25 protein-coding genes are annotated in these 26286 nt (G+C 71.7%); 6 read left to right on the top strand and 19 right to left on the bottom strand.

From position 1 onward, the window contains the following. Positions 1-249: 249 nt before the first annotated feature. The 3 genes from ABD346_RS22970 to ABD346_RS22960 form a co-directional block, all read right to left on the bottom strand. Complete coding sequence (locus ABD346_RS22970) at positions 250-918, bottom strand: response regulator (RefSeq protein ID WP_344377277.1); 669 nt, start codon at positions 916-918, stop codon at positions 250-252. After that, on the bottom strand, positions 915-2240 hold the full coding sequence (locus tag ABD346_RS22965) for a sensor histidine kinase (protein ID WP_344377295.1): 1326 nt from the start codon (positions 2238-2240) through the stop codon (positions 915-917). The genes ABD346_RS22970 and ABD346_RS22965 overlap by 4 nt, the downstream gene beginning before the upstream one ends. A gap of 209 nt (positions 2241-2449) precedes the next feature. Continuing rightward, positions 2450-2944 (bottom strand): FBP domain-containing protein, encoded by a 495-nt coding sequence (locus ABD346_RS22960; protein WP_344377276.1) that lies wholly within the window; start codon positions 2942-2944, stop codon positions 2450-2452. A gap of 150 nt (positions 2945-3094) precedes the next feature. Between ABD346_RS22960 and ABD346_RS22955 the strand changes: the two genes are divergently transcribed. Beyond that, positions 3095-3664 (top strand): TetR/AcrR family transcriptional regulator, encoded by a 570-nt coding sequence (locus ABD346_RS22955; RefSeq protein ID WP_344377274.1) that lies wholly within the window; start codon positions 3095-3097, stop codon positions 3662-3664. Further along, positions 3661-4827, top strand: coding sequence for a GDSL-type esterase/lipase family protein (locus tag ABD346_RS22950; protein WP_344377273.1), 1167 nt, complete (start codon positions 3661-3663; stop codon positions 4825-4827). Before ABD346_RS22955 ends, ABD346_RS22950 begins: the two co-directional genes overlap by 4 nt. A 129-nt stretch (positions 4828-4956) precedes the next feature. Here the strand turns inward: ABD346_RS22950 and ABD346_RS22945 are convergent, their stop codons facing one another. The 13 genes from ABD346_RS22945 to ABD346_RS22885 form a co-directional block, all read right to left on the bottom strand. Further along, positions 4957-5829 carry an alpha/beta hydrolase family protein gene (locus ABD346_RS22945; protein ID WP_344377272.1) on the bottom strand — a complete coding sequence of 291 codons (873 nt, stop codon included), beginning with the start codon at positions 5827-5829 and terminating at the stop codon, positions 4957-4959. A gap of 180 nt (positions 5830-6009) precedes the next feature. After that, positions 6010-7200, bottom strand: a complete 1191-nt coding sequence (gene kynU / locus ABD346_RS22940) for a kynureninase (protein ID WP_344377270.1) — start codon at positions 7198-7200, stop codon at positions 6010-6012. Then, positions 7193-8053 carry a tryptophan 2,3-dioxygenase family protein gene (locus ABD346_RS22935; RefSeq protein ID WP_381229364.1) on the bottom strand — a complete coding sequence of 287 codons (861 nt, stop codon included), beginning with the start codon at positions 8051-8053 and terminating at the stop codon, positions 7193-7195. The genes kynU and ABD346_RS22935 overlap by 8 nt, the downstream gene beginning before the upstream one ends. A gap of 102 nt (positions 8054-8155) precedes the next feature. After that, positions 8156-8917: a DUF3152 domain-containing protein gene (locus tag ABD346_RS22930; RefSeq protein WP_344377269.1), complete on the bottom strand. Its 762-nt coding sequence runs from the start codon at positions 8915-8917 to the stop codon at positions 8156-8158. A 252-nt stretch (positions 8918-9169) separates the two neighbouring features. Continuing rightward, complete coding sequence (locus tag ABD346_RS22925; RefSeq protein ID WP_344377267.1) at positions 9170-9583, bottom strand: DUF3151 domain-containing protein; 414 nt, start codon at positions 9581-9583, stop codon at positions 9170-9172. 251 nt (positions 9584-9834) lie between these two features. Beyond that, positions 9835-11289: an MFS transporter gene (locus ABD346_RS22920; RefSeq protein ID WP_344377292.1), complete on the bottom strand. Its 1455-nt coding sequence runs from the start codon at positions 11287-11289 to the stop codon at positions 9835-9837. Positions 11290-11429: 140 nt separating this feature from the next. Then, entirely contained in the window at positions 11430-12452 is a 1023-nt protein-coding gene (fbaA, locus tag ABD346_RS22915; protein ID WP_344377266.1) for a class II fructose-bisphosphate aldolase, read from the bottom strand. Between the two features lie 245 nt (positions 12453-12697). Continuing rightward, positions 12698-13246 carry an orotate phosphoribosyltransferase gene (pyrE, locus tag ABD346_RS22910; protein ID WP_053726438.1) on the bottom strand — a complete coding sequence of 183 codons (549 nt, stop codon included), beginning with the start codon at positions 13244-13246 and terminating at the stop codon, positions 12698-12700. 24 nt (positions 13247-13270) lie between these two features. Beyond that, complete coding sequence (locus ABD346_RS22905) at positions 13271-14059, bottom strand: aldose epimerase family protein (RefSeq protein ID WP_344377264.1); 789 nt, start codon at positions 14057-14059, stop codon at positions 13271-13273. Between the two features lie 92 nt (positions 14060-14151). Then, on the bottom strand, positions 14152-15084 hold the full coding sequence (locus ABD346_RS22900) for an SRPBCC domain-containing protein (protein WP_381229368.1): 933 nt from the start codon (positions 15082-15084) through the stop codon (positions 14152-14154). 116 nt (positions 15085-15200) lie between these two features. Continuing rightward, complete coding sequence (locus tag ABD346_RS22895; protein ID WP_344377261.1) at positions 15201-16778, bottom strand: polyamine aminopropyltransferase; 1578 nt, start codon at positions 16776-16778, stop codon at positions 15201-15203. An 84-nt stretch (positions 16779-16862) separates the two neighbouring features. After that, positions 16863-17387, bottom strand: a complete 525-nt coding sequence (locus ABD346_RS22890; RefSeq protein WP_344377259.1) for a DUF2617 family protein — start codon at positions 17385-17387, stop codon at positions 16863-16865. Between the two features lie 391 nt (positions 17388-17778). Then, positions 17779-18084: a hypothetical protein gene (locus tag ABD346_RS22885; protein WP_344377258.1), complete on the bottom strand. Its 306-nt coding sequence runs from the start codon at positions 18082-18084 to the stop codon at positions 17779-17781. A 112-nt stretch (positions 18085-18196) separates the two neighbouring features. Between ABD346_RS22885 and ABD346_RS22880 the strand changes: the two genes are divergently transcribed. Both ABD346_RS22880 and ABD346_RS22875 read left to right on the top strand, forming a co-directional pair. Next, entirely contained in the window at positions 18197-19411 is a 1215-nt protein-coding gene (locus ABD346_RS22880; protein WP_344377257.1) for a pyridoxal phosphate-dependent aminotransferase, read from the top strand. Between the two features lie 158 nt (positions 19412-19569). After that, positions 19570-20703: a hypothetical protein gene (locus tag ABD346_RS22875; protein WP_344377289.1), complete on the top strand. Its 1134-nt coding sequence runs from the start codon at positions 19570-19572 to the stop codon at positions 20701-20703. 13 nt (positions 20704-20716) lie between these two features. On the opposite strand, the gene ABD346_RS22870 is transcribed toward ABD346_RS22875, so the two are convergent. Continuing rightward, positions 20717-21259 (bottom strand): type III secretion system chaperone family protein, encoded by a 543-nt coding sequence (locus ABD346_RS22870; protein WP_344377255.1) that lies wholly within the window; start codon positions 21257-21259, stop codon positions 20717-20719. 122 nt (positions 21260-21381) lie between these two features. Continuing rightward, positions 21382-23973, bottom strand: coding sequence for an ATP-dependent chaperone ClpB (clpB, locus tag ABD346_RS22865; protein WP_344377288.1), 2592 nt, complete (start codon positions 23971-23973; stop codon positions 21382-21384). Positions 23974-24104: 131 nt separating this feature from the next. Between clpB and ABD346_RS22860 the strand changes: the two genes are divergently transcribed. Then, positions 24105-24518, top strand: a complete 414-nt coding sequence (locus ABD346_RS22860; RefSeq protein ID WP_344377254.1) for a pyridoxamine 5'-phosphate oxidase family protein — start codon at positions 24105-24107, stop codon at positions 24516-24518. A 112-nt stretch (positions 24519-24630) separates the two neighbouring features. On the opposite strand, the gene ABD346_RS22855 is transcribed toward ABD346_RS22860, so the two are convergent. Further along, positions 24631-24963, bottom strand: a complete 333-nt coding sequence (locus tag ABD346_RS22855) for a Rieske (2Fe-2S) protein (protein WP_053726447.1) — start codon at positions 24961-24963, stop codon at positions 24631-24633. Positions 24964-25303: 340 nt separating this feature from the next. On the opposite strand from ABD346_RS22855, the gene ABD346_RS22850 reads away from it, so the two are divergent. Continuing rightward, complete coding sequence (locus ABD346_RS22850) at positions 25304-26281, top strand: helix-turn-helix transcriptional regulator (RefSeq protein WP_344377252.1); 978 nt, start codon at positions 25304-25306, stop codon at positions 26279-26281. Positions 26282-26286 lie beyond the last annotated feature (5 nt).

The following is a 26286-nucleotide window of genomic DNA, read 5'->3' as shown; positions in this document are numbered from 1 at the left end:
TGCGGACCGTGGGTGGTTGCTCGCGCAGTTCCCCGCGCCCCTGGGCAGGGCGAGGTGCGGGCTCCCCGTGGCTGCGCCCCTAACAGGGTTGACCTTCGCAGCGTGCCCATGCAGGCATACCCAGCCTGTCCGGCGTTTGAGGGCGAGCGCCCTTCAGGCGCGATACGGGGTCTGGGGCGGAGCCCCAGGAAACCCGGCTTCACCTCATTCCAACCCCCGGAGGGTCTCGGGGAGGGGCGGGTGGGGGAATCAGCCCGGGGTCACCAGGCGGGTTTCGTACGCGTACACCGCCGCCTGCGTGCGGTCCCGCAGCCCCAGCTTCACCAGGACCCGGCTCACGTGCGTCTTGATCGTCGACTCCGCCACCACCAGCCGATCCGCGATCTCCTGGTTCGAGAGGCCCTGGGCGATCAGGACCAGGACCTCCGTCTCGCGGTCCGTCAGCTCCTCCACCTGCCCGGCCGGCGCGGACGCCCCCGCCCGCTGCACCGGCACCACCCGCGCGAACTCGTTGATCAGCCGCCGGGTCACCGAGGGGGCGAGCAGCGCCTCCCCGGACGCCACCACCCGTACGCCTTCCGCGAGTTGACGCGCCGAGGCATCCTTCAGCAGGAACCCCGACGCCCCCGCCCGCAGCGCCTGGTACACGTACTCGTCGAGGTCGAACGTGGTCAGGACGAGCACCTTCGAGGAGTCGTCCGACGCCACGATCTCGCGCGTCGCGTCGATGCCGTTCATGCCGGGCATCCGGATGTCCATCAGGACCACATCGGGACGCAGCGCCCGCACCTGGGCGACCGCCTCGCGGCCGTCGACCGCCTCGCCGACGACTTCGATGTCCGGCTGCGCGCCGAGCAGTACGGAGAAGCCCTCGCGCACCATCATCTGGTCGTCGACGATCAGGACCTTGATCGTCATGCCTTCTTTTCCGTTCCCGTCGCAGCGGATGCCCCGGTCGGCCCGCTCGGTTCGCTCGGCCCGCTCGGTTCGGCCGGCTCGACCGGGATGAAGACGGTCACCTCGTACCCGCCCTCCCCCGTCCGCTCCGCGGTCATCACGCCGCCGAGCATCGCCACCCGCTCCGCCATGCCCGTGAGCCCGTGCCCGGAACCCTGCGACGGGCCCGCCTCGGAGGTCGCGGGGCCGTTCACGATGCGCAGGCCTAGCCCGCCCAGAACGTACCCGATCTCCACCCGTGCCCCCGCCCCCGGCGCGTGCCGCAGGGTGTTGCTGAGGGCCTCCTGGATGATCCGGTACGCCGAGAGTTCCACGCCCTGCGGGAGTTCCCGTACCGCACCGGTGATCACCTTCTCCACCGGAAGCCCGGCCTCGCGGACGTTCGCGAGCAGGCCCTCCAGGTCGGCGAGGGTGGGCTGGGGGGCGTCCGGCGCCTCGTAGTCCTCCGCGCGTACGACGCCGAGCACACGGCGCAGTTCGGTGAGGGCGGCCACCGCGTTCTCGCGGATCGTCGCGAAGGCCTGGGCGAGCTCGGGCGGCGGGTTCTCGACCCGGTACGGCGCGGCCTCGGCCTGGATGGCGACCACCGACATGTGGTGGGCCACCACATCGTGGAGCTCGCGCGCGATGTTGGTGCGCTCCTCCAGGACCGTCCGCTTGTCGCGCTCGACCGCGGTGACCGACTTCTCCGCGCTGACCTGCCGCTCGGCGTCCTTGCGGATGTGCACGACGGAGATGACGAGCAGGACCACACCGTAGAAGAAGCCCATCTGCAGGCTGCCGAGGGAGCCCGAGTGGCCGCGGACCGTGCTCACCACCACGCCGAGGGCCACGGTCACCGCCCACATCCAGGCCGCGACGCGGGGGCGGGTGCGCAGCGCCACCACGGTCAGGACGCTGAGGTGCATGAAGACGGAGCCGGGCGTCCACGGCGTCATGCTGCCGTGCTCGCCCATCAGGCCGGTCAGGAGCGTGGCCCCGCAGGACAGCCAGAACGCGCCGATGGGGCGTACCAGCGTCATCACCACCGGCACCGCCACGATCAGCCCGCCCAGCATCCAGGCCAGGCCCCCGCCGAGTCCGCTCAGGCTGCGCGTGTAGCCGAACAGCAGGGAGACGAACGCGAGGAAGCAGACCACGGCGTGCGGGGTCCAGGCCGCGGCCTCGCGCATGCGGCCCGGGAGCCGGCGCGTGATCAAGCCGTCGGTCCGCATGCGCGGGAGCGGCCGGTAGGCGAACGCGTCGTGGAACAGGTCCCTGCGCAGCCCTCCGTACGCGTCCATCGCCAGCCGGAACTCCGGAGTGCGCTCGGCGCCGCCCCCGGCTGTACCGCCGCCACCCGCTGTACTGCCGCTCCCCTGTCGGGGCCTGGTCGTCTCGTTCACACCCACCAAGGTAGGCGGCGGGCTCCGCCGGGGCGTCCGGCCCGATGGGGATCCTGCGGGGTCCGCCTCAGGGACTACACGCCGACACGAGCCCGGGGTGAATCGGGTCAGGCGGCCGTCACCTTGGCGACGAAGGAGGCGATGTTCGCCACGGTCCGGCCGATCTTCTCCTCCACGGTGAGCGTCTCGTGCAGCCGCGCCCCGACGCCCGCGTCCTTCTTGCCGCGTACGTAGAGCGAGCAGTCGAGGTCGCTGCAGATGTACGCGCCGACCGAGTTCCCCTGCTTGCCGGGCTTGCCCGCCTTCGGGGCGACCATCAGCGAGACGCCACCGGAGTGGGTGGTCAGGCAGAGCGAGCACATGCTGCGCCGCTGCTGCCCGACGGCGGCGCTGGAACAGCGCAGGGCGACGCCGTGGGGCCGGCCTTCCAGCTCGACGACGAGGTAGCCCCGGTCGGGCGCCTGCGGGTCGCGCCAGCCGAGGTAGTCCAGGTCGTCCCAGGGCCGGTCGGCCAGGTCGCGCGGCACGGCCAGGCGCTTGGCCTCGCCCTTGGTGCAGTTCACGAAGGCGGCACGGATCTCTTGCTCGGTCAGCGGCTTCATAAACACCACGGTAGATTGCCTAAAGCTTTTAGGCAATCTCGTATCTGCTTAAGGTAAGCTTCGAGCAAGCGGAGCGCTTGAGGTGAGTCCTTGAGGCGAGTCCTTGAGGTAAGTCCTTGAGGTGAGAGAGACGCGAGAGGGAGGAAGGGCATGGCACGGGTAGGACTGACCACCGAGCGCCTGGTCCTGGCGGGCGCGGAGCTGGCCGACGAGGTCGGGTTCGAGCAGGTGACCGTCTCGGCGCTGGCCAGACAGTTCGACGTCAAGGTCGCGAGCCTGTACTCGCACGTGAAGAACTCCCAGGACCTCAAGACCAGGATCGCCCTCCTCGGCCTGGCGGAACTCGCGGACCTGGTCTCCGACGCCGTGGCCGGCCGGTCCGGCAAGGACGCCCTGGCCGCGCTCGGCAACGCCTACCGCGACTACGCCCGCGAGCACCCCGGCCGCTATGCCGCGACCCAGCTGCGGCTCGACGCGGAGGCGGCGGCCGCGAGCGCGGGCCGCAGGCACTCGCAGATGACGCGGGCGATCCTGCGCGGCTACGACCTGTCGGAGCCGGACCAGACGCACGCGGTGCGGCTGCTCGGCAGCGTCTTCCACGGCTACATCAGCCTGGAGATGGGCGGCGGGTTCAGCCACAGCGCCCCCGACACCCAGGAGACCTGGGAGCGCACACTCGACGCTCTCGACGCCCTACTACGAAACTGGCCGGCCTCATGACTCCTCTGAAGACGACCCCCATCACCGCCCAACTCCTGCGCGGCGCCATCGAGTTGGAGCACACCGAGCACGGCGTGCTGCCGCACCGGCTGCCCGCCCGTGCCCGCGCCCGGGGCGTCGACGCCCAGCTCGCCATGTCCGAGACCCAGCCCTCCGGCGTACGGCTCGCGTTCCGCACCCGGGCCACGTCCGTCGAGCTGGACACGCTGCCCACCAAGCGCGTGTACGTCGGCGCGCCGCCTCGCCCCGACGGTGTGTACGACCTCCTGGTCGACGGCCGCCTGGCAGGTCGGGGCAGCGTGGCGGGCGGCAACACCGTAACCGTCGACATGAGTACGGGCTCCGTCACGACCGAGCCCGGCGAGGTGGGCACCCTGCGCTTCGCGGGGCTGCCCGACATCGTCAAGAACGTAGAGATCTGGCTCCCGCACAACGAGACGACGGAGCTGGTCGCCCTGCGCACCGACGCACCCGTCGAGCCGGTGCCGGATTCGGGCCGCAAGGTGTGGCTGCACCACGGAAGTTCGATCAGCCACGGTTCGGACGCGGCGAGCCCGTCGACGACCTGGCCCGCATTGGCCGCCTCGCTCGGCGGCGCGGAACTCATCAATCTGGGCTTCGGCGGCAACGCCCTGCTCGACCCGTTCACCGCACGCACCATGCGGGACACGGCCGCGGACCTGATCAGCGTCAAGATCGGCATCAACCTGGTCAACCACGACGTGATGCGGCTGCGGGCCTTCGTCCCGGCGGTGCACGGCTTCCTGGACACGATCCGGGACGGCCACCCCACCACGCCGCTGCTGGTGATCTCCCCCATCCTGTGCCCCATTCACGAGACCACCCCGGGCCCGTGCGCCACCGACCTCACAGAACTGGCCTCCGGCCGCCTGAGGTTCCGCGCAACGGGCGACGCGACGGACCCGACCCGCCTGACACTGACCACGATCCGCGAACAGCTGGCGGCGATAGTGGCGATGCGCGCGGCGGACGACCCCAACGTGCATTACCTGGACGGCCGTTCCCTGTACGGGGAGGGGGACACGGCGGAGCTGCCACTGCCCGACGCGCTGCACCCGGACGCGAAGACGCACCGCCGGATGGGGGAGCGGTTTGCCGAACTCGCTTTTGGCAGTGGGGTGTTCGGCGATACGGCTGCCTGAGCCCCGAAGGGGGCGCGGGGCTGCGACATGTGCGGCGCCGGGTGCCCTGCGGGGACGCGGGGAACTGCGCGACCGGCCCCCACCGGCCCGCACGTAAATGAACCGCACCGCCCGCGGAGCCGGACGCGCTCAGTAGGCCAGCTGGGCAATCTCCTCCGCCACCACCGCGCACGCGTCAGCCGCAGGGTCGATCAGCGGAAAGTGGCCCACACCCTCCAGCAGGGTGAGCCCCACCGTCTCCCCCGCCCGGGCCGCCGCATCGACATACGCCTCCGCCACGGCCTGCGGCACGACGATGTCCTCCCGGCCCTGCACGACGGCCGTGGCGATCCCGGTGGGCAGCAGGGCGGCGGGGTCGGCGTGCGGACAGCGAGACTCCAACTCCCCCTCCCCGCCGAGCAGTTGAAGCACAGCCCCCGAGCAGACACCCAGCTCCACAGCCGTGGCGAAGTGGGCGATGGGGGCGAGGGCCACGACGCCGCGCAGCGCCGCCGGGCCGGGGGTGCGCCACGGGGAGCCGGCCGGCAGTACGTGCCGGGCCGCGGCCCACAGGGCGAGGTGGCCGCCGGCCGAGTGCCCGGCCAGTACGGTGCGGCGGGGGTCGGCCTGCGGGACGGCATCGCGTACGAGGGAGGGCAGCGCGTCCAGGGCCGCCGCCACGTCGTCGAAGGTGTCGGGCCAGCGCCCGGCCACGGGACCGGCGCCACCCTGCTGCGGCAGCAGACTCCCGCGCCGGTACTCGACGTTGGCCACGGCGAATCCGCGCCGGGCCAGGAAGTCCGCGAACGGGGTGATGTGCATGCGGTCGTACGGGGCCCGCCAGGCGCCGCCGTGCAGCAGCACGACGAGGGGGGCGCCGGTGTGGCCGCCGCCCCGGGGTGCGTAGAAGTCGATCACCTGGTCGGGGTGGGTTCCGTACGCGGCGGTGGTGTCGGGGGCGACGGGGGGATGGGAGAAGGCGGAGGCCTCTTCGGCCGCGTCGCGCTCTGCGGGATCCGTCATTCCCCAACCTTTCGCCAGGCCAAGCCGGTTGATCACCCGGGCGCGAGGGACGCTACCAGGGCGCCCCCGCCGTGCAACCCGGGGTGCCCTGGGGCTCCGCCCCNTCCGCCCCAGGGCTCGGCTCGTCCAACCCCCGTCACGGGTGGGAGGGTGGGCAAGCCCCCCCCGGGGGCCCGGGGCTCAGCCCACCAGCGCCGCGAGTTCCGTCGCCGCCCGCTCCGCATCGGCGAAGCCCACGTACAGCGGCGTGAAGCCGAAGCGCAGGACGTCGGGCCGGCGGAAGTCGCCCACCACACCCCGCGCGGTGAGGGTGCGCATCACCTCGCCCGCCTCCGCGCAGCTGAGGGACACCTGGCTGCCGCGTTCCGCGTGCGCGACCGGCGTCACCGACGACACCCGCCCCGCCGGAACGTACGCCTCGACGCATTCGAGGAAGAAGTCCGTCAGCGCCAGGGACTTCGCTCGCACCGCCTCGATCGCGACCCCGTCCCACACATCAAGCGCCGATTCCAGCGCCAGCATGGACAGGATGTCCGGCGTGCCGACCCGGCCCCGTACCGCCCCGTCGCCCGGCACGTACGCCGGCCGCATCCCGAAGGGGTCCTCGTGCGAGTTCCACCCGGGCAGCGGGGTGTCGAAGCGGGGCTGGTGGTCGCCGCGTACGTACAGGTACGCCGGTGAACCCGGCCCGCCGTTCAGGTACTTGTAGGTGCAGCCCACCGCGAAGTCGACGCCGTGCGCACCGAGGCCGACCGGCAGCGCGCCCGCGCTGTGGCACAGGTCCCAGACCGCCAGCGCCCCGGCCGCCTGGATCGCTGCCGTCATGACAGGGAGATCGTTGAGGCGGCCCGTGCGGTAGTCCACGTGGTTGACCAGGACCGCCGCCGTACGCGGGCCGAGCGCGGACACCATCTCGTCCGGCGCCAGGGCCCGGATCCGGCGTCCCGTCATGCGGGCCGCCGACTCCGCCACGTACCCGTCCGTGGGGAACGTCGTGGCGTCGACCAGGATTTCGTCCCGGTCGTCACCGGCCAGCCGGACCGCCGCCACCAGCGCCTTGAAGACGTTCACACTCGTCGAGTCGCCGACCACGACCGTGCCCGGCGCCGCGCCGACGAGCGGGGCGATCCGGTCGCCGATGCGTTCCGGCGCGGTCCACCAGCCGCTCTCCTCCCAGGACCGGATGCGCAGCTGCCCCCACTCGCGCGCGATGACGTCCTGCATACGGGCGGGAACGTGCCGGGGCAGCGCGCCCAGCGAGTTCCCGTCGAGGTAGACCACGCCGTCGTCGAGGGCGAACAGCTCGCGGTGCCGGGCGAGTCCGTCTGCGGCGTCCAGTGCCGCGGCCTTCTTGGCCAGTGCCTCAGACATGGCTGCGGGCCGTCCACAGCTCGGGGAACACGTTCTTGGTGGCCCGCTTCTCCAGCCAGGCCACCCCGGCCGAGCCTCCGGTGCCCGACTTGGCGCCCATGGCCCGCCGGGTCGCCACGAGATGGTCGTTGCGCCATCGCCACACGAGTTCGCCGACATCGGTCAACGCCTCGCCCAGGCGCACCAGTTCACCGTTCTGGTCACCCGCGTACAGCTCGGCCCAGACCGCCTCGACCTCGGCGGACGGCTCGTACTTGCGGGTCAGGTCGCGCTGCAGGACCGAGTACGGAACCGCGTACCCGCGCCGCGCGAGCAGCGCGAGCACCTCGTCGTAGAGGCTCGGCTCGCCGAGCGCCTTCTCCAGCTCGGCGTGCACGCGGGGCGCGCCCCGGTGCGGCACCAGCATCGACGCCGACTTGTCGCCGAGCAGGAACTCCATCCGCCGGTACATCGCCGACTGGAACCCGGAGCCCTCGCCGAGCGCGGCCCGGTAGGAGTTGAACTGGGCCGGGGTCAGCTGTGCCAGCGGCGTCCACGACGCGTTGAGCGCCTCCAGCTCCCGTACCGAACGCTTCAGGGCGTCGATCGCGACCGGCACCCGGTCCGCGCGCAGGGCCCGCGACGCGGTCTCCCACTCGTGCACGACGACCGTGAACCACAGCTCCATGACCTGGGTGGTGACCAGGAAGACCATCTCGCCGGGGTCGTCCGAGCGCAGATGCTGGAGGTGGGTGAGGACGTCCGCCTGGACGTAGTCCTCGTACGGTGTCGTGCCCTCGAAGTCCAGATTCGGGGTCTCCGGCTCGTCGCCCTGTTCGGGCGGCGTGACCGGTTCGGACATCTGTGATGACATCGCTGTCTCCTCGATGTGTCCGGGTAGCGGTCCGCCCCTTCCTTGGTCGGCATCGGAGCCCCGGTCCCCACCGGCATCATAAGCACGCTTCCGCGCCCTTCGTCAGGGCGCCGGGGGCCCCGTGACGAACGTCCCGTCCGCGGTGTACGGCCAGGCGTTGGACTTGCAGCCGTTCAGGCCCTTGATCTGCTGCATCATCACCGGGGCGGGCTTCGAGGGACCCGGGCAACCCATGTGCTGGTGGTAGCCGATCATGTGGCCTATCTCGTGGTTGATGATCAGGTGCCGGTACTCGGCGGGCGGCCCGTCGTACTGCGGCGAACCGGTCACCCAGCGCTTGAGGTTGACGATGACACCACCGGTGACCTCGCAGTTCAGCTCGCCGCCGGTGTCGCCGTTGGCAGCACACAGCTTGTCGGTGGTCTTCGGGGTAGCGATCTTGATGACCACATCACCACCGCTGGACACCAGCTGGAAGCGGCCCTTGCCGTGAGCGGCCCAGCTGCGCGGATCGGCGAGGATCGTCTGGACGTCGAGGGCGGCCTGCTTCGCGGAAACATCCGCTCCGTCCTCGACCTGCACCTCGTAGCGGCGCAGCGGGCCGCCGGTTCCGACGACCTTGCCGGAGGCCTGGGCGGTGGTGAAGGTGCCGGGGCCCGACAAAGGCACGGCCGGGGACGGCTTGGCGGGCGGCGACGGCTTGGCGGGCGGCACCTCGATGGGCAGCGGGGGCCGCTCCTCCATGGGGCTGGCCGAGACGTTGCCGGGCTCGACGACCGGCTTGTGCTCCCCGCCGGGCCACTGGGCGAGAGCGGCCCCGCCGACGAGCGTGCCACCGAGCAGACACCCGGTGAGGAGAAGCATGCGGGAACGGAGACGCCGCCGTCCCCTGCGGTCTGCGTGGTGCTGCTGTGCGCTGTGGGCGCCGCGCTTGCCCAAGACGGAGTACTCCCCTGCTCCCGGCTGGGTTGGGGGGAGAGGAGTGGGGCCTCTGCGCCAGCCTGTCCATGCGGCCGGGCGCGCGTGCGATGGTGCCGTCCGCAGCCGCCCGAACCGTCCGTGTCAGCCATACAGATGGCACGAACGGCCCGGACGTTCCCGATCGGCCGGGGTGGCTCAGCCCAGGGTGTCGGCGGCGAGCGGCGAGGAGTCCCGCAGGAAGGTGGTGCAGCGCTCGTACTCGGCGTCCTCGCCGATGGCCTGGGCGGCGCGGGCGAGGGCGTGCAGGGCCCGCAGGAACCCGCGGTTGGGCTCGTGCTCCCACGGCACCGGGCCGTGCCCCTTCCACCCGGCACGACGCAGCGAGTCCAGGCCGCGGTGGTATCCGGTACGGGCGTAGGCGTACGACTCGACGGTGCGGCCACCGTCGAACGCGTCGTCGGCGAGCTGCGCCCAGGCGAGGGAGGAGGTGGGGTACTTGGCGGCGACGTCGGCGGGCGCGGTGCCGCCGGCGAGCAGCTCGCGGGGCTCCGGGTCGTCGGGGAGGTGCGTCGGGGCGGGGCCCCCGAGGAGGTTCTCGTGAATGGACATGCGCCCAAGTCTGCCACCGCGAAGGCCGGCGGCAGCCGGCCGATTTTTCCCCGCCGGGAAGCCGGTTGCCTGGGGCTCCGCCCCAGACCCGTTCGCGCCCGAAGAGCGCTCGTCCTCAATCGCCGGACGGGCTGAAGGCTCCGATGCGGACCAGCACCACCCGAGGAGGGGTCATCGGGGTCTGGGGCGGAGCCCCAGGGGTTCAGGGGGTTCANCGGGGTCCGGGGCGGAGCCCCGGGGGTTCAGGGGGTTCAGGGTGCCGGCTCGCCGTGGTCGGGTTCGATGGCCGGGCCCGGCACCCCGGCCTGCATGCGGCACGCCGGCACAACCGCCTCCGCCGGCCGCCGTACGGTCAGGAAGGCAACCAGGGCGGCCAGCACCAGCGCCCCCGCACACATCGGCATGGCCCGCCGGAACGTCGCCCCGAACTCCGCCGCCGAGCGGTACGCCTCCGGCCCCATCCCCGCGGCCAGCGGCAACGCCGCCACCGCGATCAGGCCGGCCGCCCGCGCGGCCGCGTTGTTGATGCCGCTCGCCAGCCCCGCGCGCCCCTCGTCGACCGACGCGAGCACCGTCGCGGTGAGCGGCGCCACCAGGGTGACCATGCCGAGTCCGAGCACGACAAGGGCGGGCAGGACGTCACGTACGTACGACGCGTGCTCGCCCACCCGCAGCATCAGCAGCATCCCCGCCGCGCACAGCAGCGGCCCGACGGTCAGCGGGATGCGCGGCCCGATCCGCTGCCCCAGCTCGCCCGAACGCGCCGAGAGCAGCAGCATCAGCACGGTCGTCGGCAGCAGCGCCGCGCCCGCGCCGAGTGCCGAGTACCCGGCGACGACCTGGAGCTGGAGGGCGGCGAGGAAGAAGAATCCGCCGAAGGCGGCGTACACGCCCACCGTTACCAGGTTCACGGCCGTAAAAACCCGCGAGCGGAAGATGTCCGGCGGCAGCATCGGGTCGGGCAGGTGCCGCTCACGGCGCACGAAGGCCGCGCCCAGGCCGAGCCCGGCCACCCCCGCCCCGACGACCAGCCGCGACGAACCCTGACCGGGCGCCTCGATCAGCGCGTACGTCACGAGGGCGAGGGTCAGCGCGCCGAGTGCCGCGCCCACCACGTCGAAGCGGCCGGTGTGGGTGCGCGGGTCCCGCGATTCCGGTACGTGGCGCAGGGCGACGGGTACGCAGACCGCGGCCAGCGGCACGTTGATCAGGAACACCCAGCGCCAGCCGGGCCCGTCCACCAGCCAGCCCCCGAGGAACGGGCCCACGGCCGCCCCGACCCCGCCGAGCCCCGACCACACGCCGACCGCGCGGGCCCGGTCGTCCGGGTGGAAGCCCGCCTGGATGATCGCGAGGGAGCCGGGGGTGAGCAGGGCGCCGCCGATGCCCTGGAGGGCGCGGGCGGCGATGAGCACCCCGGCGTTCGGGGCGAGCCCGCACAGCAGCGATCCGGCGGCGAACCACACCACCCCGATCACGAACACCTTCCGCCTGCCGTACCGGTCGCCCAGGGCGCCGCCGAGCAGGATGAGTCCGGCCAGGGTGAGCATGTACGCGTTGACGGTCCACTGGAGCACGGCCATGTCGGTGTCGAGGTCGGTGCCGATGTGGGGCAGGGCGACGTTGACGACGGTCGAGTCCAGCAGGGCCATGCCCGAGCCGAGGACGGTGGTCAGCAGCACCCAGCGGCCGGGACCGGTGCCCATGCGTACGTTGTCCGCCACAGCGGATCTGTCCCCCACCCCACCCCTCCCCGAAACCCGCCGGGGGTGTGGGGCGGGGTGGGGAAATGCCTCGGGCCCGGCCCCCCAAGGGGAAGCCGGGCCCGATGTTCAGCGGCGCTGCATTACTTCAGCTTCGTTCCGGTGGACCGGAGGTTCGCGCACGCCTCGGCCACCCGCTTGGCCATACCCGCCTCGGCCAGCTTGCCCCACGTACGCGGGTCGTACGTCGACTTCTTGCCGACCTCGCCGTCCACCTTCAGGACACCGTCGTAGTTGCGGAACATGTGGTCCGCGACCGGCCGGGTGAAGGCGTACTGGGTGTCGGTGTCGAGGTTCATCTTCACGACGCCGTTCTCCAGCGCGGTGGCGATCTCCTCGGCCGTGGAGCCCGAGCCGCCGTGGAAGACGAAGTCGAACGGCGAGGGCTTGCCGTACTTCTCGCCGACACCCGCCTGGAGGTCCTTGAGCAGCTCGGGGCGGAGCACGACGTTGCCCGGCTTGTAGACGCCGTGGACGTTGCCGAAGGACGCGGCAAGGAGGTAGCGGCCCTTCTCGCCCAGGCCCAGGGCCTCGGCGGTGCGCAGCGCGTCGTCGACGGTCGTGTACAGCTCGTCGTTGATCTCGTGGCTGACGCCGTCCTCCTCGCCACCGGTCGGGGTGATCTCGACCTCAAGGATGATCTTCGCGGCGGCGGCCTTGGCGAGCAGCTCCTGGCCGATGGCCAGGTTGTCCGCGAGGGTCTCGGCGGAGCCGTCCCACATGTGCGACTGGAACAGCGGGTTCAGACCCTTGGCCACGCGCTCGGCGGAGACCTCGATCAGCGGGCGGACGTAGCCGTCCAGCTTGTCCTTGGGGCAGTGGTCGGTGTGCAGCGCGACCGTGATGTCGTACTTGGCGGCGACGACGTGCGCGAACTCGGCCAGGGCGACCGCGCCGGTGACCATGTCCTTGTTGTACTGGCCACCCAGGAACTCCGCACCACCGGTGGAGATCTGGATGATGCCGTCGCTCTCGGCCTCCGCGAAGCCGCGCAGCGCAGCGTGCAGGGTCTGGGTCGAGGTCACGTTGATGGCCGGGTAGGCGAACTTGCCTGCCTTCGCCCGGTCGAGCATCTCGTTGTAGACCTCGGGGGTTGCGATGGGCATCTGTCCGCTCCTTGTGATGTGCGGGTGTGCGATATGTGCTGGCCCTGACCTGGGGGCGACGTCATCGTCGCGGCCTATCTTTCCAGACTCTGACCGCGGCTCCACCCGGCGGACGCAGCAGGGGCGGGCTGTTTCACGTGAAACAGCCCGCCCCTTGAAAAACGCGCAGGTCAGCGGGTCGGATGCCCGAACCCCGGGACCTAGGTCACGACTTTCGCACCTCGGTTACGAGGGTTATACGAGGTTTACGCGAGGCCCAGTTCCGTCGAGGAGAACGCGAAGACGTACGGCACACCCGCGCCCTCGGTGATCTTCTCGGCGGCGCCGGTCGCCCGGTCCACGATCGTCGCGACGGCGACGACCTCGGCGCCGGCCGCGCGGACCGCCTCGACGGCGGTCAGCGGCGAGCCGCCGGTGGTGGAGGTGTCCTCGACGACCAGGACCCGGCGGCCCTTGATGTCCGGGCCCTCGACCTGGCGCTGCATGCCGTGCGCCTTGGCGGCCTTGCGGACGACGAACGCGTCCAGGGTGCGGCCACGGGCGGCGGCCGCGTGCAGCATCGCGCCGGCCACGGGGTCGGCGCCCATGGTCAGGCCGCCGACCGCGTCGAAGTCGAACTCGGCCGTGACGTCGAGCATCACCTGGCCGACCAGCGGCGCGGCGACGCCGTCAAGGGTGACCCGGCGCAGGTCGACGTAGTAGTCGGCCTCGATCCCCGAGGAGAGGGTCACCTTGCCGTGCACCACGGCCTTGTCCTTGATCTGCTGGAGCAGGTCTGCCCGTACGTCAGTCATGCCAGCCAGCTTAAAGGCGGCCGGTCACAGCCGTCGCCAGGTCCACGTCGTCGCGAGCTCCAGCGGCTCGATCGGGGTGACCTGGCGGGGCAGGGTGTTGAGGCCGTTGGGCGGGCCCGACTGCGGCTCCACGCACACGGCCTCGTCCTGCTCGTCGTAGACCACGACCCACTCGGTCGGGCTGGTCACCTTCAGTTCGAGCCGCTCCGGCCAGGTCAGGGTGACGTCGACGCCGTCGGGCATCCCGAAGCAGTCGTCCCAGGGGCCCGGCAGCGGTGGGATGCGCCGCCCGGTGGGCAGGTGGTCGTCGCCGCGCTCCTCCTGCCACTCGGCGTCGAAGGCGAGCTCGACCCGGCTGCCGTCGAGCTCCCGCACGAACCAGGGGTGCCAGCCGACCTGCGCCGGGAAGGAGTTGTCGTACGTCTCGACGCCCATCGTCACCGTCAGCGCGTCCGGGGTCAGCTCGAAGATCTGGGTGACCCTGCCGGTGAACGGCCAGGGCTCGGCCAGTTCGTAGGTGAAGACGGCCTCGGTCCCGGAGACCCGCGCGGTCTTCCAGGCGTGGTCGCGGGCGGTGCCGTGGATGGCGTGCGGGGGCGAGTTGAGCGGCAGCTGGTACTTCACGCCGCCGTCGCGGAACTGGCCGTTCTCCACGCGGCCGCACCACGGCACCATCGGGAAGCAGCCGTACTTGTCGCCCTGGCGCAGCACCTCGGTGCCGTCGATCCGCAGGCTGCTGATCCGGCAGCCGTTGCCCGCGTCGACGGTCAGTTCCACGGCGCCGGCGCCCAATGTGATCTGGTCACTGCTCACGCCGTCGACCCTAGCCGGTGGTCCGCGGATGTGGGGTCAGCGCCCGCACCCGAGATCCGGACAGCCTCGGGCGGGGTTCGGCCACAGGGCTCTCAGCGCCGGCGCCTCAGCGCGCGGCCGACGACCACGGCGGATGCCAGCGCGAGGGCGGCGGCCGGGGCGACCCAGCGCAGGGTCGCACCGGCGTTGCTTCCCGAGGGCGCGGGTACGGGGGCGTACCGGCCGCGCGGCGGTGCGTGGTCGACCTCCTCGGCACTGCGGCCGATCATCGTGCGGCGGGCGTGCGCGGCCTCGGCCGGCATCGGCTCGCCGACCTCGATGGCGAACTCCTCGTCGGCGAGCGGGTCCAGGGACGGCGGCGGCACCTCCGCGTCGAAGACGGAGGCGAGGCTCTCCGGGTCGAGGTCGGAGGCTGCACCGGAAGAGTCCGGGCCGGAGTCGGGGCCGGAAGAGTCCAGGTCGGTATTGAGGTCCGTGTCGAGTTCGGGGTCGAGGCCGGGAGCACGGCCGGCCGGCCGCTCCCCGGGCCCGTCGGCCAGATCCGTGTTGAGGTCGGTGTCGGCGGCCTCCGGCCCGGCGGACCCGTCCGCGAGGCCCTCGTCCCGCGCCGGCCGGGCCAGTTCCGCCGCGAACCGGTCGAGCAGGCGCAGCACCGAGGCCTGGGCCGCGTCGGCCGGCACCTCGGTCGCCCGGCCCTCCGCGAGCGCCGTACCCGCGAAGGCGAGGGTGGTGCCGCCGGGGGCCGCTGCCAGCCGTACGGTCAGGGTGACCTTGGCCGCGCCCGCGCCGCGGACCTCGACGCCCTCGCCCTCGATGGCGAACACGTCGTCGTCCTGCCCGGTGATGCGCAGCGCGCCCCGGTAGGTGATGGTGCTCCCGCCGAGGCGGACCTTCAGCCGACCCGCGATGGGTGGCTCGCCCGCATCCTGCTGGAGCCCCGGCACGCACCGCGCGACCCGGGCGGGATCGCGCAGCGTCTGCCGGAGTGCCTGGGCCTCAACCGGAACGAACACCTCATGCTCCATAGCCACCGAGCCTACTCAGCACCGGCCGCCACGTCTGCGCCAACGCGGCGCCGAATGCCGGACCGGGCCGCCGCCTCAGGCGGTGCGGCCGCCCGGCACCGAGGTCACCCGCCCCCTCAGTCCGCATACCGCGGATGCACCAGCGTCGACGGCGGGAAGGCGGCCGCGCCCGAGGGCGGTGTCAGCCACTCCGTACCGGGGGGCAGCCGCACGCCCGATGCCGCTCCCTGCGCCGAGAACGGATGCGGGGCGGGTCTCGCGGCCAGGACGAAACCCCAGTCGTGCGGGGACTTCGCCGAGTCCAGGGCGCGGTCGGGGCCCGCGGTGAACCCTGCGCTGCGCCCCGTCGCCCGGTACGCGAACGTCGTCAGGCCCGCCGCGCGGACCGTCGAGGCGACCGTCCAGAACGTGCGCGGCCGGCCCTTCACCGGCCCCGCGTGCACCACGAGCCGTCCGCCGGGGCTGAGCACTCGCGAGGCGAGCGCGTAGAACTCCTGCGAGTACAGCTTGGTGCTCGCGGTGATGCCGGGGTCGGGCAGATCGGTGACGACGACGTCGTACGTTCCCGAGGTGTAGCCGTCGCCGCGCAGCCAGCGGAAGGGGTCGGCGATCACCGCGTGCAGCCGCCGGTCCTGGTAGGCGTGGGCGTTCAGGGCCGCCAACTCCGGGTCCTCGCAGGCCAGTTGGGCCAGACCGGGGTCTACTTCGACGAGGGTCACCGAGCGCACGCCGGGGTGGCGCAGCACTTCGCGGGCGGCAAGCCCGTCGCCGCCGCCCAGGATCAGGACGCGGCCGTGCGGGCCGCCGTCGAGCGCGGGCCCCACCAGGGCCGCGTGATAGCGGGACTCGTCGCGGCCATTGACGCGGAGCCGCCCGTCGAGGAACAGGTCGAGGGGCGCGCCGGCCCTGCCCGTCAGGACGATCTCCTGCACGTGGGTCTGCACGGCGACCCGCACCTGCCCCCCGTACACGGCGCGGCGCGCGGCCTGTTCGAAGTCGTCGACCATGGCGGTGGTCAGCGCGAGGGTGGCCAGGACGAGCGCGTTGGCGGCGAGCAGCACCCAGCGGGCGCGCGGGCTCAGGTCGCGGCCGAAGAGCAGCAGGACGAGCGCGCCGCCCGCGACCGCGTTGACCGCGCCGGTGAGCAACGCGCTGGTCAGCTGGCCGAGTTGGGGCAGCAGCAGGAACGGGAAGGCGAGCCCGCCCACGAGCGCGCCCACGTAGTCCGCGGCGAACAGGTCGGCCACCGTGCCGCTCGCGTCGCCCTCGGCGCGCCGCGAGACGCGCTGGATGAGCGTCATCAGGAGCGGGATCTCGGCGCCGATCAGCATGCCGATCGCGAGCGAGAACGCCACCAGGGCGTACCGTGAGCCGCCGAACCAGGCGAACGTGGCGTACAGCGCCATCGCGGAGCAGCCGCCCACCAGGGCGAGCGCGGCCTCGATGAGGCCGAAGCCGACGGCGGCCCGGCAGCGCAGCCGCTTGGCGAGCAGCGAGCCGACGCCCATCGCGAAGACCATCACCGAGAGGACCACCGAGGCCTGGGTGACCGAGTCTCCGATCAAGTACGAGGCGAGGGCGACCAGTTCGAGCTCGTACACCAGGCCGCAGGCGGCACAGATGAACACGACGGCCAGGACGAGGAACCGACCCGACCGCGGCCTCCTCACGGGAGCGGGGAGCGGTTCGATCATGATGCGAACGCTACGTCACACTCCGTTCGCTTCCTGTCACCCACACGGGTTCAACTGGAGCCAACCGTCCGGGGATCGAGCGCCTCAGAGCCCGGCGGGCGCGGACACCCGTACGCCGACCCGGGTCCGGGTCACCACCAACTGCCCTTCCTGCGGGTAGGCGTGCCAGGTGCGCCACCACACCTGGCCGTCGCCGCGCTGCGCGAGCATCGCCGTGAAGGCGTGCGGCGAGCCCGGAAACGTCCCCGCCAGCCCGTTGGGATGGTCGGCCACGAGCGCGAGGAGTTCCTGCGCGCGCCCCGCGAACGAGCCGCGCGAGAGCGTTTCGACGCGTGCGGCGAACTCGTAGTCCCACTCCCCGAGACGTTTCGCCACACCGAGCGGCAGTGGCGTACTGCTGCCGGGCATGCAGGCGACGGTCTCCGAGCAGGTTCCGGCCGCCTCGTCGAGGAGCACCTGGTGCGAGGCACCCAGGAGCCTCAACTGCAGCTTGGCTCCGGTCAGTTCGAGGTCGAGTACGGCGAGGGCGGGCAGCGGCTCGCGGCCCAGCGCCCAGGCGAGGTCGGCGGCACGCGTGTCGGTGTAGGCGGTCTTGAGGGTCGTGAGCATGGGTGGGCTCCGCAAAACACACATGTGGCGGGTGGATGACCGAGGTCGCCTCGGGCCGCAACAAAGGACGGGGGGACCGCTTTCTGATCCCGGGGTCCGAGGGGCTGCGTCGTTTCTCATCTGCGAGGGAATCATGAAGTGCGCGGCGCTCACAGCTTTTTTACCCAACTTGATGGGGTTTCCATCCCCTCGGGGGCCACTCGGTTCAAACGTTCAACTACAGGCGTGAAAGAAGGCGCCCGGCCGGCCGGAACCGACCGGGCGCACAACGGGCACGACCGGCGGCGGAATCGGCTGCCCCGTGACAGCCGCGACCGCGTACGGGCCGGTCGTCCCGTCGGCCCTCGATCCCGAACTCCTGCTGTGCCGCGCGGAGTTCGGGCGTCGGCGCTCAGCTGGAGCCGCAGCCTCCGCCGCCCCCGCAGGACGAGTGGCCGCCGCCGCACGAGGAGTGCCCACCACCGCAGGAGTGGTGGTGCCCGCCGCCCCCGTGGTGCCCGTGGTGCCCGCTCCCGCCGGACGAACCGCCGTCCCCGTCGCCGGCCCACCAGCTGCCGGAGCTCCCGGAGCTGCCGGAGGACGACCACCTCGACCGCTTGCGCCCCGCCATGGCCCTGCGCCGCCGCCGCGCGCCCGGGCTCGCCACGATGATCAGCAGCACCAGCGCGACGATCCCCATCTCGATCGCGATGTCCATTCCCCCACCGTCCTTCCGTGCCGCGGTCCCCCGTTGTCCCGCGTGGTGGGGGGATGCCCCCGGCCGCCGTCGGCCAAAGCACACTTGAGCAACTCCAGAGGTTGCCCGCAGGATGGCGGTCATGACCTCCAGAGCGCGCCCACTCCTCAACCGCCGCCTCGCCGAGTTCGGGACGACGATCTTCGCCGAGATGTCCGCCCTCGCCCAGCGGACCGGGTCCATCAACCTCGGCCAGGGCTTCCCCGACACCGACGGCCCCGAGGCCGTGCGGGAGGCGGCGGTCCGCGCGGTTCGCGATGGCCGGGGCAACCAGTACCCGCCGGGCCCCGGCGTCCCCGAGCTGCGCACCGCGATCGCCGAGCACCAGCGGCGCCTGTACGGCCTCACCTTCGACCCGGACCGTGAGGTCCTGGTCACCGCGGGCGCCACGGAGGCGATCGCCGCCTCCCTGCTCGCGCTGCTCGAACCGGGCGACGAGGTCATCGCCCTGGAGCCGTACTACGACTCGTACGCCGCGTGCATCGCGATGGCCGGCGCCACCCGCGTCCCGGTCACCCTGCGACCGCACGAGGGGCCCCGCGGCGGAGCCGCACATGGACGCTTCGTCCTCGACCTCGACGAACTGCGCGCCGCCGTCACCCCGCGCACCCGGCTGATCCTCCTCAACACCCCACACAACCCGACCGGCACGGTCCTGACCCGCGCCGAACTCGCCGCGGTCGCCGAGCTGGCCTGCGAGCGCGACCTCCTGGTGATCACCGACGAGGTGTACGAGCACCTCGTCTTCGACGGCGCCGAGCACATCCCGCTCGCCTCCTGCCCCGGCATGCGCGAGCGCACGATCACCATCGGCTCGGCGGGCAAGACGTTCTCGTTCACGGGCTGGAAGGTCGGCTGGGTGACGGCGGCCCCCGAGCTGGTGGCCGCGGTCCGCTCGGCCAAGCAGTTCCTGACGTACGTGGCCTCGGGGCCCTTCCAGTACGCGGTGGCCGAGGCGCTGCGGCTGCCGGACTCCTACTTCGCCGGCCTGCGCGCGGAGCACCAGGCCAAGCGGGACCTGCTGAGCGCGGGGCTCGCGGCGGCCGGGTTCGAGGTGTTCCGGCCGGCCGGAACGTACTTCGTGACCACCGACATCCGCCCCCTCGGCGAGAGCGACGGCTTCGCGTTCTGCCGCGCGCTGCCCGAGCGCGCCGGCGTCGTGGCGATCCCCAACGCGGTCTTCTACGACCACCGCGAGGAGGGCGCCCCCTTCGTCCGGTTCGCCTTCTGCAAGCAGACGGCCGTACTCGAAGAGGCGGTCACCCGGCTGAAGGCGCTCGCGGGGTAGGGCGCACCGCCGGGTGGGCGGAGTTCTCCCCGGTCGGGGGCGCACCGGTCGCGGGAAGCGGGATCCGCGCCGAGGGTCGGTATGAACGACCAACGCGCGACCGGAGGTGTCCCCTGTCCGCCGAGATCACCGTCCCCGCCCGCGGCCGCCGGGCAGGGATCATCACGAGCGCCGCGCCCTGGACCGGCGCGCTGCGCCGGGCGGCCCCCGCGCTGGGCCTGTTCGCGGCCGCGCGGCTGACCGGGCTCCTGGTGGTCGCGGCGGCGGCCTGGCACCGGGGGTTCTCGCCCCGCGCGCGGCTCGCGACCTCCTGGGACGCCGACTGGTACGTCCGGATCGCGGCCCACGGCTACGGCCGCACCCTGTCCTGGCCGGACGGCTCGGTCCAGAGCGACCTGGCGTTCTTCCCGCTCTACCCGGGCCTGATCCGTGCCGTGACCACCGTCCTGCCGGTCACCGGCGGCACCGCGGGCCTGATCGTCTCGTGGACCGCGGCGGCCGCCGCGGCCACCGGGATCTATCTGATCGGCGAGCGCCTGTACGGCCGCCCGGTGGGCACCCTGCTCGTGCTGCTGTGGGGGCTGCTTCCGCACTCCGTCGTCCTGACGATGGCGTACACCGAGCCCGTCATGACGGCGCTCGCGGCCTGGTCGCTGTGGGCGGTCCTGGAGCGGCGCTGGCTGTGGGCGGGCTCGCTCGCGCTGCTCGCCGGGCTCGCCCGGCCGAACGCCGTCGCGGTGACCGCGGCGGTGACGGCGGCGGCGGGGTGCGCGATCTGGCGCGGTGAGCGGCGTTCCTGGCGGCCCTGGGCGGGCGCGCTGCTCGCGCCGCTCGGCTGGTGCGGCTACGTGCTGTGGGTCGGGGTGCGCAAGGGCGATCTGCTCGGCGGCTACTTCGCGGTGCAGGCCGGCTGGACGTCCCGGTTCGACTTCGGCGCGGGCACGCTGGAGTTCGTCAAAAGGCTCACGGCGGCCCCGTACGACCTGGGGTTCACGATGGCGGCGCTGCTGACCGCGGTGATGGTCGTCCTGTTCGTCCTGTTCGTCCTCGACCGGCCGCCCGTGCCCCTGCTGATCTACACCGCCATCCTGGTGCTGATCACGGTCGGCGGGGCGGGGTTCTTCGAGTCGAAGCCGCGCTTCCTGCTGCCCGCGTTCCCGCTGCTCGTCCCGCTCGCGCTCGCACTGACGAAAGCCCGGCCCCGGGCGGCGGTCGCGGTGACCGTCGCCCTGGCCGGGCTCTCGTTCTGCTACGGGGCCTATCTGCTGACGCAGGCCACCATGGCGCTGTGAATCCCCCGAAGGGTCACTCCGAGTCGGACTCGCCCGCCTCGTCGCCCTCGCCGCCCTCGACGTCCTTCTCCAGGCCGAGCTGCTCGAGCAGCCACTTGTCGAACTCGATCGAGGCACGGACCCAGCTCACGGTGGACGACACGAAGTGCTCCAGGGCGACGCCGGTGCCGATCAGCATCTGCGCCTCGCCGATGAGGCGGACGGTGCCGTCGTCGTGGGTGTGCGTGTAGACCTTGGGCCACAGGGTGCGGCGGTTCCAGTCGTCGATCGACTCCAGGATCTGGACCTTGTCGTCGATGCTGTGCGGCCGGTCGTAGAACGTCCGCACCGAGAAGACCTGCTGGTCGTCCTCGCCGCGGAACATGAAGTACGTACGGAAATCCTCCCACGGCGCGGCGAGGTCGCCCTCGTCGTCCACGACGTACTTGAGCTCCATCTGGTCCAGGAGCTGCTTCACCAGGTCCTGGTCGGGAACGACGGGCCCGGTCGGCGCACCGCCGGACTGCGGGCCCTGCTGAGCCCCGAAATTCGGAATCGAGGACGGGTCGATGCTCATCGTGAATCTTCCTTCGTACGGTTCCGGTCATCCTCCCCCATGCCGGGGCAGGGGTGGCAACCCCTGCCTCCGGGTATCCGCTGCGGGCTGACCGAATCCGGCCCGGGTGGCGGGGTGCGGCCCTACTTCGCGGCCCCCACGATCAGCCCCTCCCCGAATCGGTCGACCCGAACCGTGTCACCGTCGGTCACTTCACCCGCCAGGATCTCCTTGGCGAGCCGGTCGCCGATGGCGGTCTGGATCAGGCGGCGCAGCGGGCGCGCGCCGTACGCCGGGTCGTTGCCCTCGTCGGCCAGCCACTGAAGGGCCTCGGGGGTGACATCCAGGGTGAGCCGGCGGTCCGCCAGGCGCTTGGCCAGGCGGTCGATCTGGAGCCCGGCGATGTGGGACAGCTCGTCCTTGGTGAGCGCGGAGAAGACCACGAGGTCGTCGAGCCGGTTGAGGAACTCCGGCTTGAAGGAGGCCCGCACCACGTCCAGAACCTGCTGCTTCTTGACGTCCGCGCCGGTCGAGGGCTCGACGAGGTACTGGCTGCCCAGGTTGGAGGTGAGGATCAGGATGGTGTTGCGGAAGTCGACCGTGCGTCCCTGGCCGTCGGTGAGGCGGCCGTCGTCGAGGACCTGGAGCAGGATGTCGAAGACCTCGGGGTGCGCCTTCTCCACCTCGTCGAGGAGCACGACGGAGTACGGGCGGCGGCGGACGGCCTCGGTGAGCTGGCCGCCCTCCTCGTAGCCGACGTAACCGGGAGGCGCGCCGACCAGGCGGGCCACGCTGTGCTTCTCGCTGTACTCCGACATGTCGATGCGGACCATGGCCCGCTCGTCGTCGAAGAGGAAGTCGGCGAGGGCCTTGGCGAGCTCGGTCTTGCCGACGCCCGTCGGGCCGAGGAAGAGGAACGAGCCGGTCGGCCGGTCGGGGTCGGCGATGCCGGCCCGGGTGCGGCGCACCGCGTCCGAGACGGCCTGCACCGCCTCCGACTGGCCGATCAGCCGCTTGCCCAGCTCGCCCTCCATGCGGAGCAGCTTCTGCGTCTCGCCCTCCAACAGGCGCCCGGCGGGGATGCCGGTCCAGGCGCCGACCACATCCGCGATGTCGTCGGGGCCGACCTCCTCCTTGACCATCGTGTCTTTCGACTTCTCCTGCTCGGCCTCGGCCTCGGCGGCCTCCTCCAACTCCCTTTCCAGACCCGGGATTTCGCCGTACAGGAGCTTGGAGGCGGAGTCGAAGTCGCCGTCGCGCTGGGCGCGTTCGGCCTGGCCTCGCAGGTCGTCGAGGCGCTCTTTGAGCTCACCGACCCGGTTGAGGCCCTGCTTCTCCTTCTCCCAGCGTGCGGTGAGCCCGCGCAGCTCCTCCTCCTTGTCGGCGAGGTCCTTGCGGAGCTTGTCGAGGCGCTGGAGCGAGCCGGCGTCGGTCTCGTTCTTCAGCGCCAGCTCCTCCATGCGCAACCGGTCGACGGAGCGCTGGAGTTCGTCGATCTCGACGGGCGAGGAGTCGATCTCCATACGGAGCCGGGACGCCGCCTCGTCGACGAGGTCGATGGCCTTGTCGGGCAGGAAGCGCGAGGTGATGTACCGGTCGGAGAGGGTGGCGGCCGCGACCAGGGCGCCGTCCGCGATCTGCACCTTGTGGTGCGCCTCGTAGCGGCCCTTGAGCCCGCGCAGGATCGCGATGGTGTCCTCGACGCTCGGCTCGGCGACAAGGACCTGCTGGAAGCGGCGCTCCAGGGCCGGGTCCTTCTCGATGCGCTCGCGGTACTCGTCCAGGGTGGTCGCGCCGACCATACGGAGCTCGCCGCGCGCCAGCATGGGCTTGAGCATGTTGCCCGCGTCCATCGCCGAGTCGCCGCCGGCGCCCGCGCCGACCACGGTGTGCAGCTCGTCGATGAACGTGATGATCTGGCCGTCGCTCTCCTTGATCTCGGAGAGGACGGTCTTGAGGCGTTCCTCGAACTCGCCCCGGTACTTCGCGCCCGCGACCATCGCGCCGAGGTCCAGCGAGACCAGCCGCTTGTTCTTCAGCGACTCCGGCACGTCGCCCTTCACGATGCGCTGGGCGAGGCCCTCGACGACGGCGGTCTTGCCGACGCCGGGCTCACCGATGAGCACCGGGTTGTTCTTCGTACGCCGTGAAAGGACCTGGACGACCCGGCGGATCTCCTGGTCCCGGCCGATGACCGGGTCGAGCTTGCCCTCGCGGGCGGCCGCCGTGAAGTCCGTACCGAACTTCTCCAGCGCCTTGTACTGACCCTCCGGGTCGGGTGTGGTCACCCGGCGCCCTCCCCTGCTCGTCTCGAACGCGTCAAGGAGCTTCTTCGCGCTCGCCCCCTGCTGGGAGAGGATCTCACCGGCCTGCCCGCCCTTGGCCGCGAGGCCGATCAGCAGGTGCTCGGTGGACAGGTAGTCGTCGCCCAGCTCCTTGGCGCGCTGGGCCGCGTCCGCGATCACGGCAAGCAGTTCGCGGTTGGGCTGGGGCGGGGCGACGGTGGAGCCGGTCACGCTCGGAAGTGCGGCCAGGAGCCGCTCGGCGCCGGAGCGCACGGCGGCCTGGTCGGCCTCCACGGCGGCCAGCAGGTCGATGACGTTCTCGTTGTCCTGACCCTCCAGGAGCGCGAGCAGGAGATGCGCGGGGGTCAGATCCGGGTGGCCCCCGGCGACGGCCCGGTTGCTCGCGGCGTTGATCGCGTCCCGGCTCTTGTTCGTCAGCTCGGCATCCACGTGCGTTCGCTCCTCCTCGTCGTACGCCTTGGCAATGGCTTCACCGCCTATGACCCTTCCAACGTACACAAAGTTGAGTCCATTCCGCTCAAGGTGTGGCGAAGGGAGGGCGAGGGCTAGGTTGCCTGTCCATGGCCATAGACGTACGCAAGCCCGACGACGGCTATCTCAGCTTCTGGCGCGAGCGCCACATCTGCACCTTGACGACGCAGCGGCCGGACGGCTCGCCGCACGTGGTGCCGGTGGGGGCGACGTACGACCCGGAGGCGGGGCTCGCCCGGATCATCACCAACAAGGGGAGCCGGAAGGTCGCCAACGTCCTGGCGGCGCTCGCGCAGGACCCGGCGGGCGCGCGGGTCGCGCTCTGCCAGCTGGAGGGCAGGCGCTGGGCGACGCTCGAGGGCCGCGCGGTCGTGCGCACGGAACCCGAACTGATCGCGGACGCGGTGGAGCGCTATGCCGTGCGCTACCAGCGGACTCCGGCCCCGAACCCGGACCGGGTGCTGATCGAGATCAGGCTGACCAGGGCGATGGGCAACACCTGAGCCGGTGGCCGTCCGTACCCGGACAGCACAGCGGCGCCACCGTGTTCAGGTCCACGATGGCGCCGCTGTGTGGGGGAAGCACCTGCGCGATGTACAACGACGGGGGATCGCGTCAGGCACTGCGGGGGGTGGCGGTGGATGAATCGGGTTGAGCCTCCGACTCGAAAAGCTGGTGGTCACGTTGGTCGAGATTCACGAAGACCATGCCGTACCGGACAACACAGCGAATGGGCTGCGGTGCCCCGCGCGGCCGGCGCAGGCACCGGTAGGCACGGACGTCCTCGTCGTCCTCACGGGCGATCAGGATCGGCTCACCGAGCAGAGTGACCATCAACGAATCGCCACGAAAAGGAACTGCTGTGGCGAGGTCGATGAAGTGCCACCCCGAGCGGTAGGCCGTGGCCATTTCGCGACGGAAGGTGCGGTCGTCGGGCGGGAAGCTCATGCGACAGCACCCTTAGGGGCGGACTCCCAGGTGACATCCGTGCCTATCGCCGCGACCTTCGGTGCGATCTCCCAGGTGACGTCCATTGCGGTCGTGGCTGAGGACTTCGCGGGGTGGGTCTCCCAAGTAACGTCCCCAGGCGCCGAGAGAGCGCAGAGAGCAGCCGCCACAACGGCTGTCGTGCTTAGTGCTCGAACCATCCTGCTCATGGCCGATCTCCACCTCTTTTGATCATTACCTCCCCCCGCGGATACGACGATGGCCCACTCCGGCCACTTGCACCAGCGCAGCCAGGCATCATGTTCCTGTAATTCAAAAGGATGAGGGGGGTGCAACTAGGTTGAAACAAGGGCACATAGGACACGATCACGGCCCAGTTGATCTGTGCGAGACAGGAACGGCTCTGTACGCCCTTGCCCTGCGTACAGGCGGGATTACCCGCTCAGAGGCCGACTCCGCCCCGTGTCTGGTCGACCTCACCCTGCTGCGCCCCGACCCCGACGACGCCCAGCTGCTGCGCCCGGTTCCGCCCACGGTGGTGCTCAACCTGCTGACCCAGCCACTGGAACGCGAGATCCAGGAGCGCAGAAAGCAGTCGGTTGCCCTCGCGAACACCTTCGAGCCGTTCATGTCGATCGCGACGCCCGCGACCACCGGCACGCACGCGATCACGGTCCTCGAAGGCCTGGAACTCATCAACGCGACCCTCGACCGCGTCATCAACGAGTGCACCGAAGAACTGCTCGTCATCCAGCCCGGCAGCGGCCGCAGGCCCGAGAGCTTCGAGGCGGGGCTGCGCCGCATAGAGCCGCTGCTCGCCCGCGGCGTCGAGATGCGCACCCTCTACCAGCACACCGCCCGCCACCACTCCGCCACGATCGGCTACGTGGAACGGATCGCTCCGTACGGTCTGGAGGTGCGCACCCTGGAGGAGATCATCGACCGGCTGATCATCATGGACCGCAAGGTCGCCTTCATCCCGGCGCGCAGCGACCGCCAAGTCGCCCTGGAACTGCGGCACGAGGGGCTCGTGCAGTACCTGGTGGGCGTCTTCGACCAGTTCTGGCAGTACGCCACCCCCTGGGACGACGAGGTGCCGTACCACCTGGAGACGGCCGGCATCACCGGCGTCCAGCGCTCCATCGCCAAGCTCCTGGTGGAGGGCCACGTGGACGAGGCGATCGCCCGCCGCCTCGGCATGAACGTACGCACCTGCCGCGCGCACATCGCCAAGCTGGCGGCCGCGCTCGGCAGCGGGAGCCGGGCCCAGCTCGGCTTCCTCATCGCACAGTCCGGCATCCTGGACCAGGACGCCTGAAGCCG

The sequence above is a fragment of the Streptomyces mauvecolor genome, assembly GCF_039532965.1.
In the GTDB taxonomy this organism is placed as follows: Bacteria; Actinomycetota; Actinomycetes; order Streptomycetales; family Streptomycetaceae; genus Streptomyces; species Streptomyces violascens.
Note: the sequence above shows the minus strand (reverse complement) of the source record. Positions and strands in the feature narration are given on the sequence as shown.

Bases quoted from the DNA above. Each gene is read 5' to 3' on its own strand.
- ABD346_RS22970 (WP_344377277.1), bottom strand. From the start codon at position 918: ATGACGATCAAGGTCCTGATCGTCGACGACCAGATGATGGTGCGCGAG.
- ABD346_RS22965 (WP_344377295.1), bottom strand. From the start codon at position 2,240: ATGGACGCGTACGGAGGGCTGCGCAGGGACCTGTTCCACGACGCGTTC.
- ABD346_RS22960 (WP_344377276.1), bottom strand. From the start codon at position 2,944: ATGAAGCCGCTGACCGAGCAAGAGATCCGTGCCGCCTTCGTGAACTGC.
- ABD346_RS22955 (WP_344377274.1), top strand. From the start codon at position 3,095: ATGGCACGGGTAGGACTGACCACCGAGCGCCTGGTCCTGGCGGGCGCG.
- ABD346_RS22950 (WP_344377273.1), top strand. From the start codon at position 3,661: ATGACTCCTCTGAAGACGACCCCCATCACCGCCCAACTCCTGCGCGGC.
- ABD346_RS22945 (WP_344377272.1), bottom strand. From the start codon at position 5,829: ATGACGGATCCCGCAGAGCGCGACGCGGCCGAAGAGGCCTCCGCCTTC.
- kynU (WP_344377270.1), bottom strand. From the start codon at position 7,200: ATGTCTGAGGCACTGGCCAAGAAGGCCGCGGCACTGGACGCCGCAGAC.
- ABD346_RS22935 (WP_381229364.1), bottom strand. From the start codon at position 8,053: ATGTCATCACAGATGTCCGAACCGGTCACGCCGCCCGAACAGGGCGAC.
- ABD346_RS22930 (WP_344377269.1), bottom strand. From the start codon at position 8,917: ATGCTTCTCCTCACCGGGTGTCTGCTCGGTGGCACGCTCGTCGGCGGG.
- ABD346_RS22925 (WP_344377267.1), bottom strand. From the start codon at position 9,583: ATGTCCATTCACGAGAACCTCCTCGGGGGCCCCGCCCCGACGCACCTC.
- ABD346_RS22920 (WP_344377292.1), bottom strand. From the start codon at position 11,289: ATGGGCACCGGTCCCGGCCGCTGGGTGCTGCTGACCACCGTCCTCGGC.
- fbaA (WP_344377266.1), bottom strand. From the start codon at position 12,452: ATGCCCATCGCAACCCCCGAGGTCTACAACGAGATGCTCGACCGGGCG.
- pyrE (WP_053726438.1), bottom strand. From the start codon at position 13,246: ATGACTGACGTACGGGCAGACCTGCTCCAGCAGATCAAGGACAAGGCC.
- ABD346_RS22900 (WP_381229368.1), bottom strand. From the start codon at position 15,084: ATGGAGCATGAGGTGTTCGTTCCGGTTGAGGCCCAGGCACTCCGGCAG.
- ABD346_RS22895 (WP_344377261.1), bottom strand. From the start codon at position 16,778: ATGATCGAACCGCTCCCCGCTCCCGTGAGGAGGCCGCGGTCGGGTCGG.
- ABD346_RS22890 (WP_344377259.1), bottom strand. From the start codon at position 17,387: ATGCTCACGACCCTCAAGACCGCCTACACCGACACGCGTGCCGCCGAC.
- ABD346_RS22885 (WP_344377258.1), bottom strand. From the start codon at position 18,084: ATGGACATCGCGATCGAGATGGGGATCGTCGCGCTGGTGCTGCTGATC.
- ABD346_RS22880 (WP_344377257.1), top strand. From the start codon at position 18,197: ATGGCGGTCATGACCTCCAGAGCGCGCCCACTCCTCAACCGCCGCCTC.
- ABD346_RS22870 (WP_344377255.1), bottom strand. From the start codon at position 21,259: ATGAGCATCGACCCGTCCTCGATTCCGAATTTCGGGGCTCAGCAGGGC.
- ABD346_RS22860 (WP_344377254.1), top strand. From the start codon at position 24,105: ATGGCCATAGACGTACGCAAGCCCGACGACGGCTATCTCAGCTTCTGG.
- ABD346_RS22855 (WP_053726447.1), bottom strand. From the start codon at position 24,963: ATGAGCTTCCCGCCCGACGACCGCACCTTCCGTCGCGAAATGGCCACG.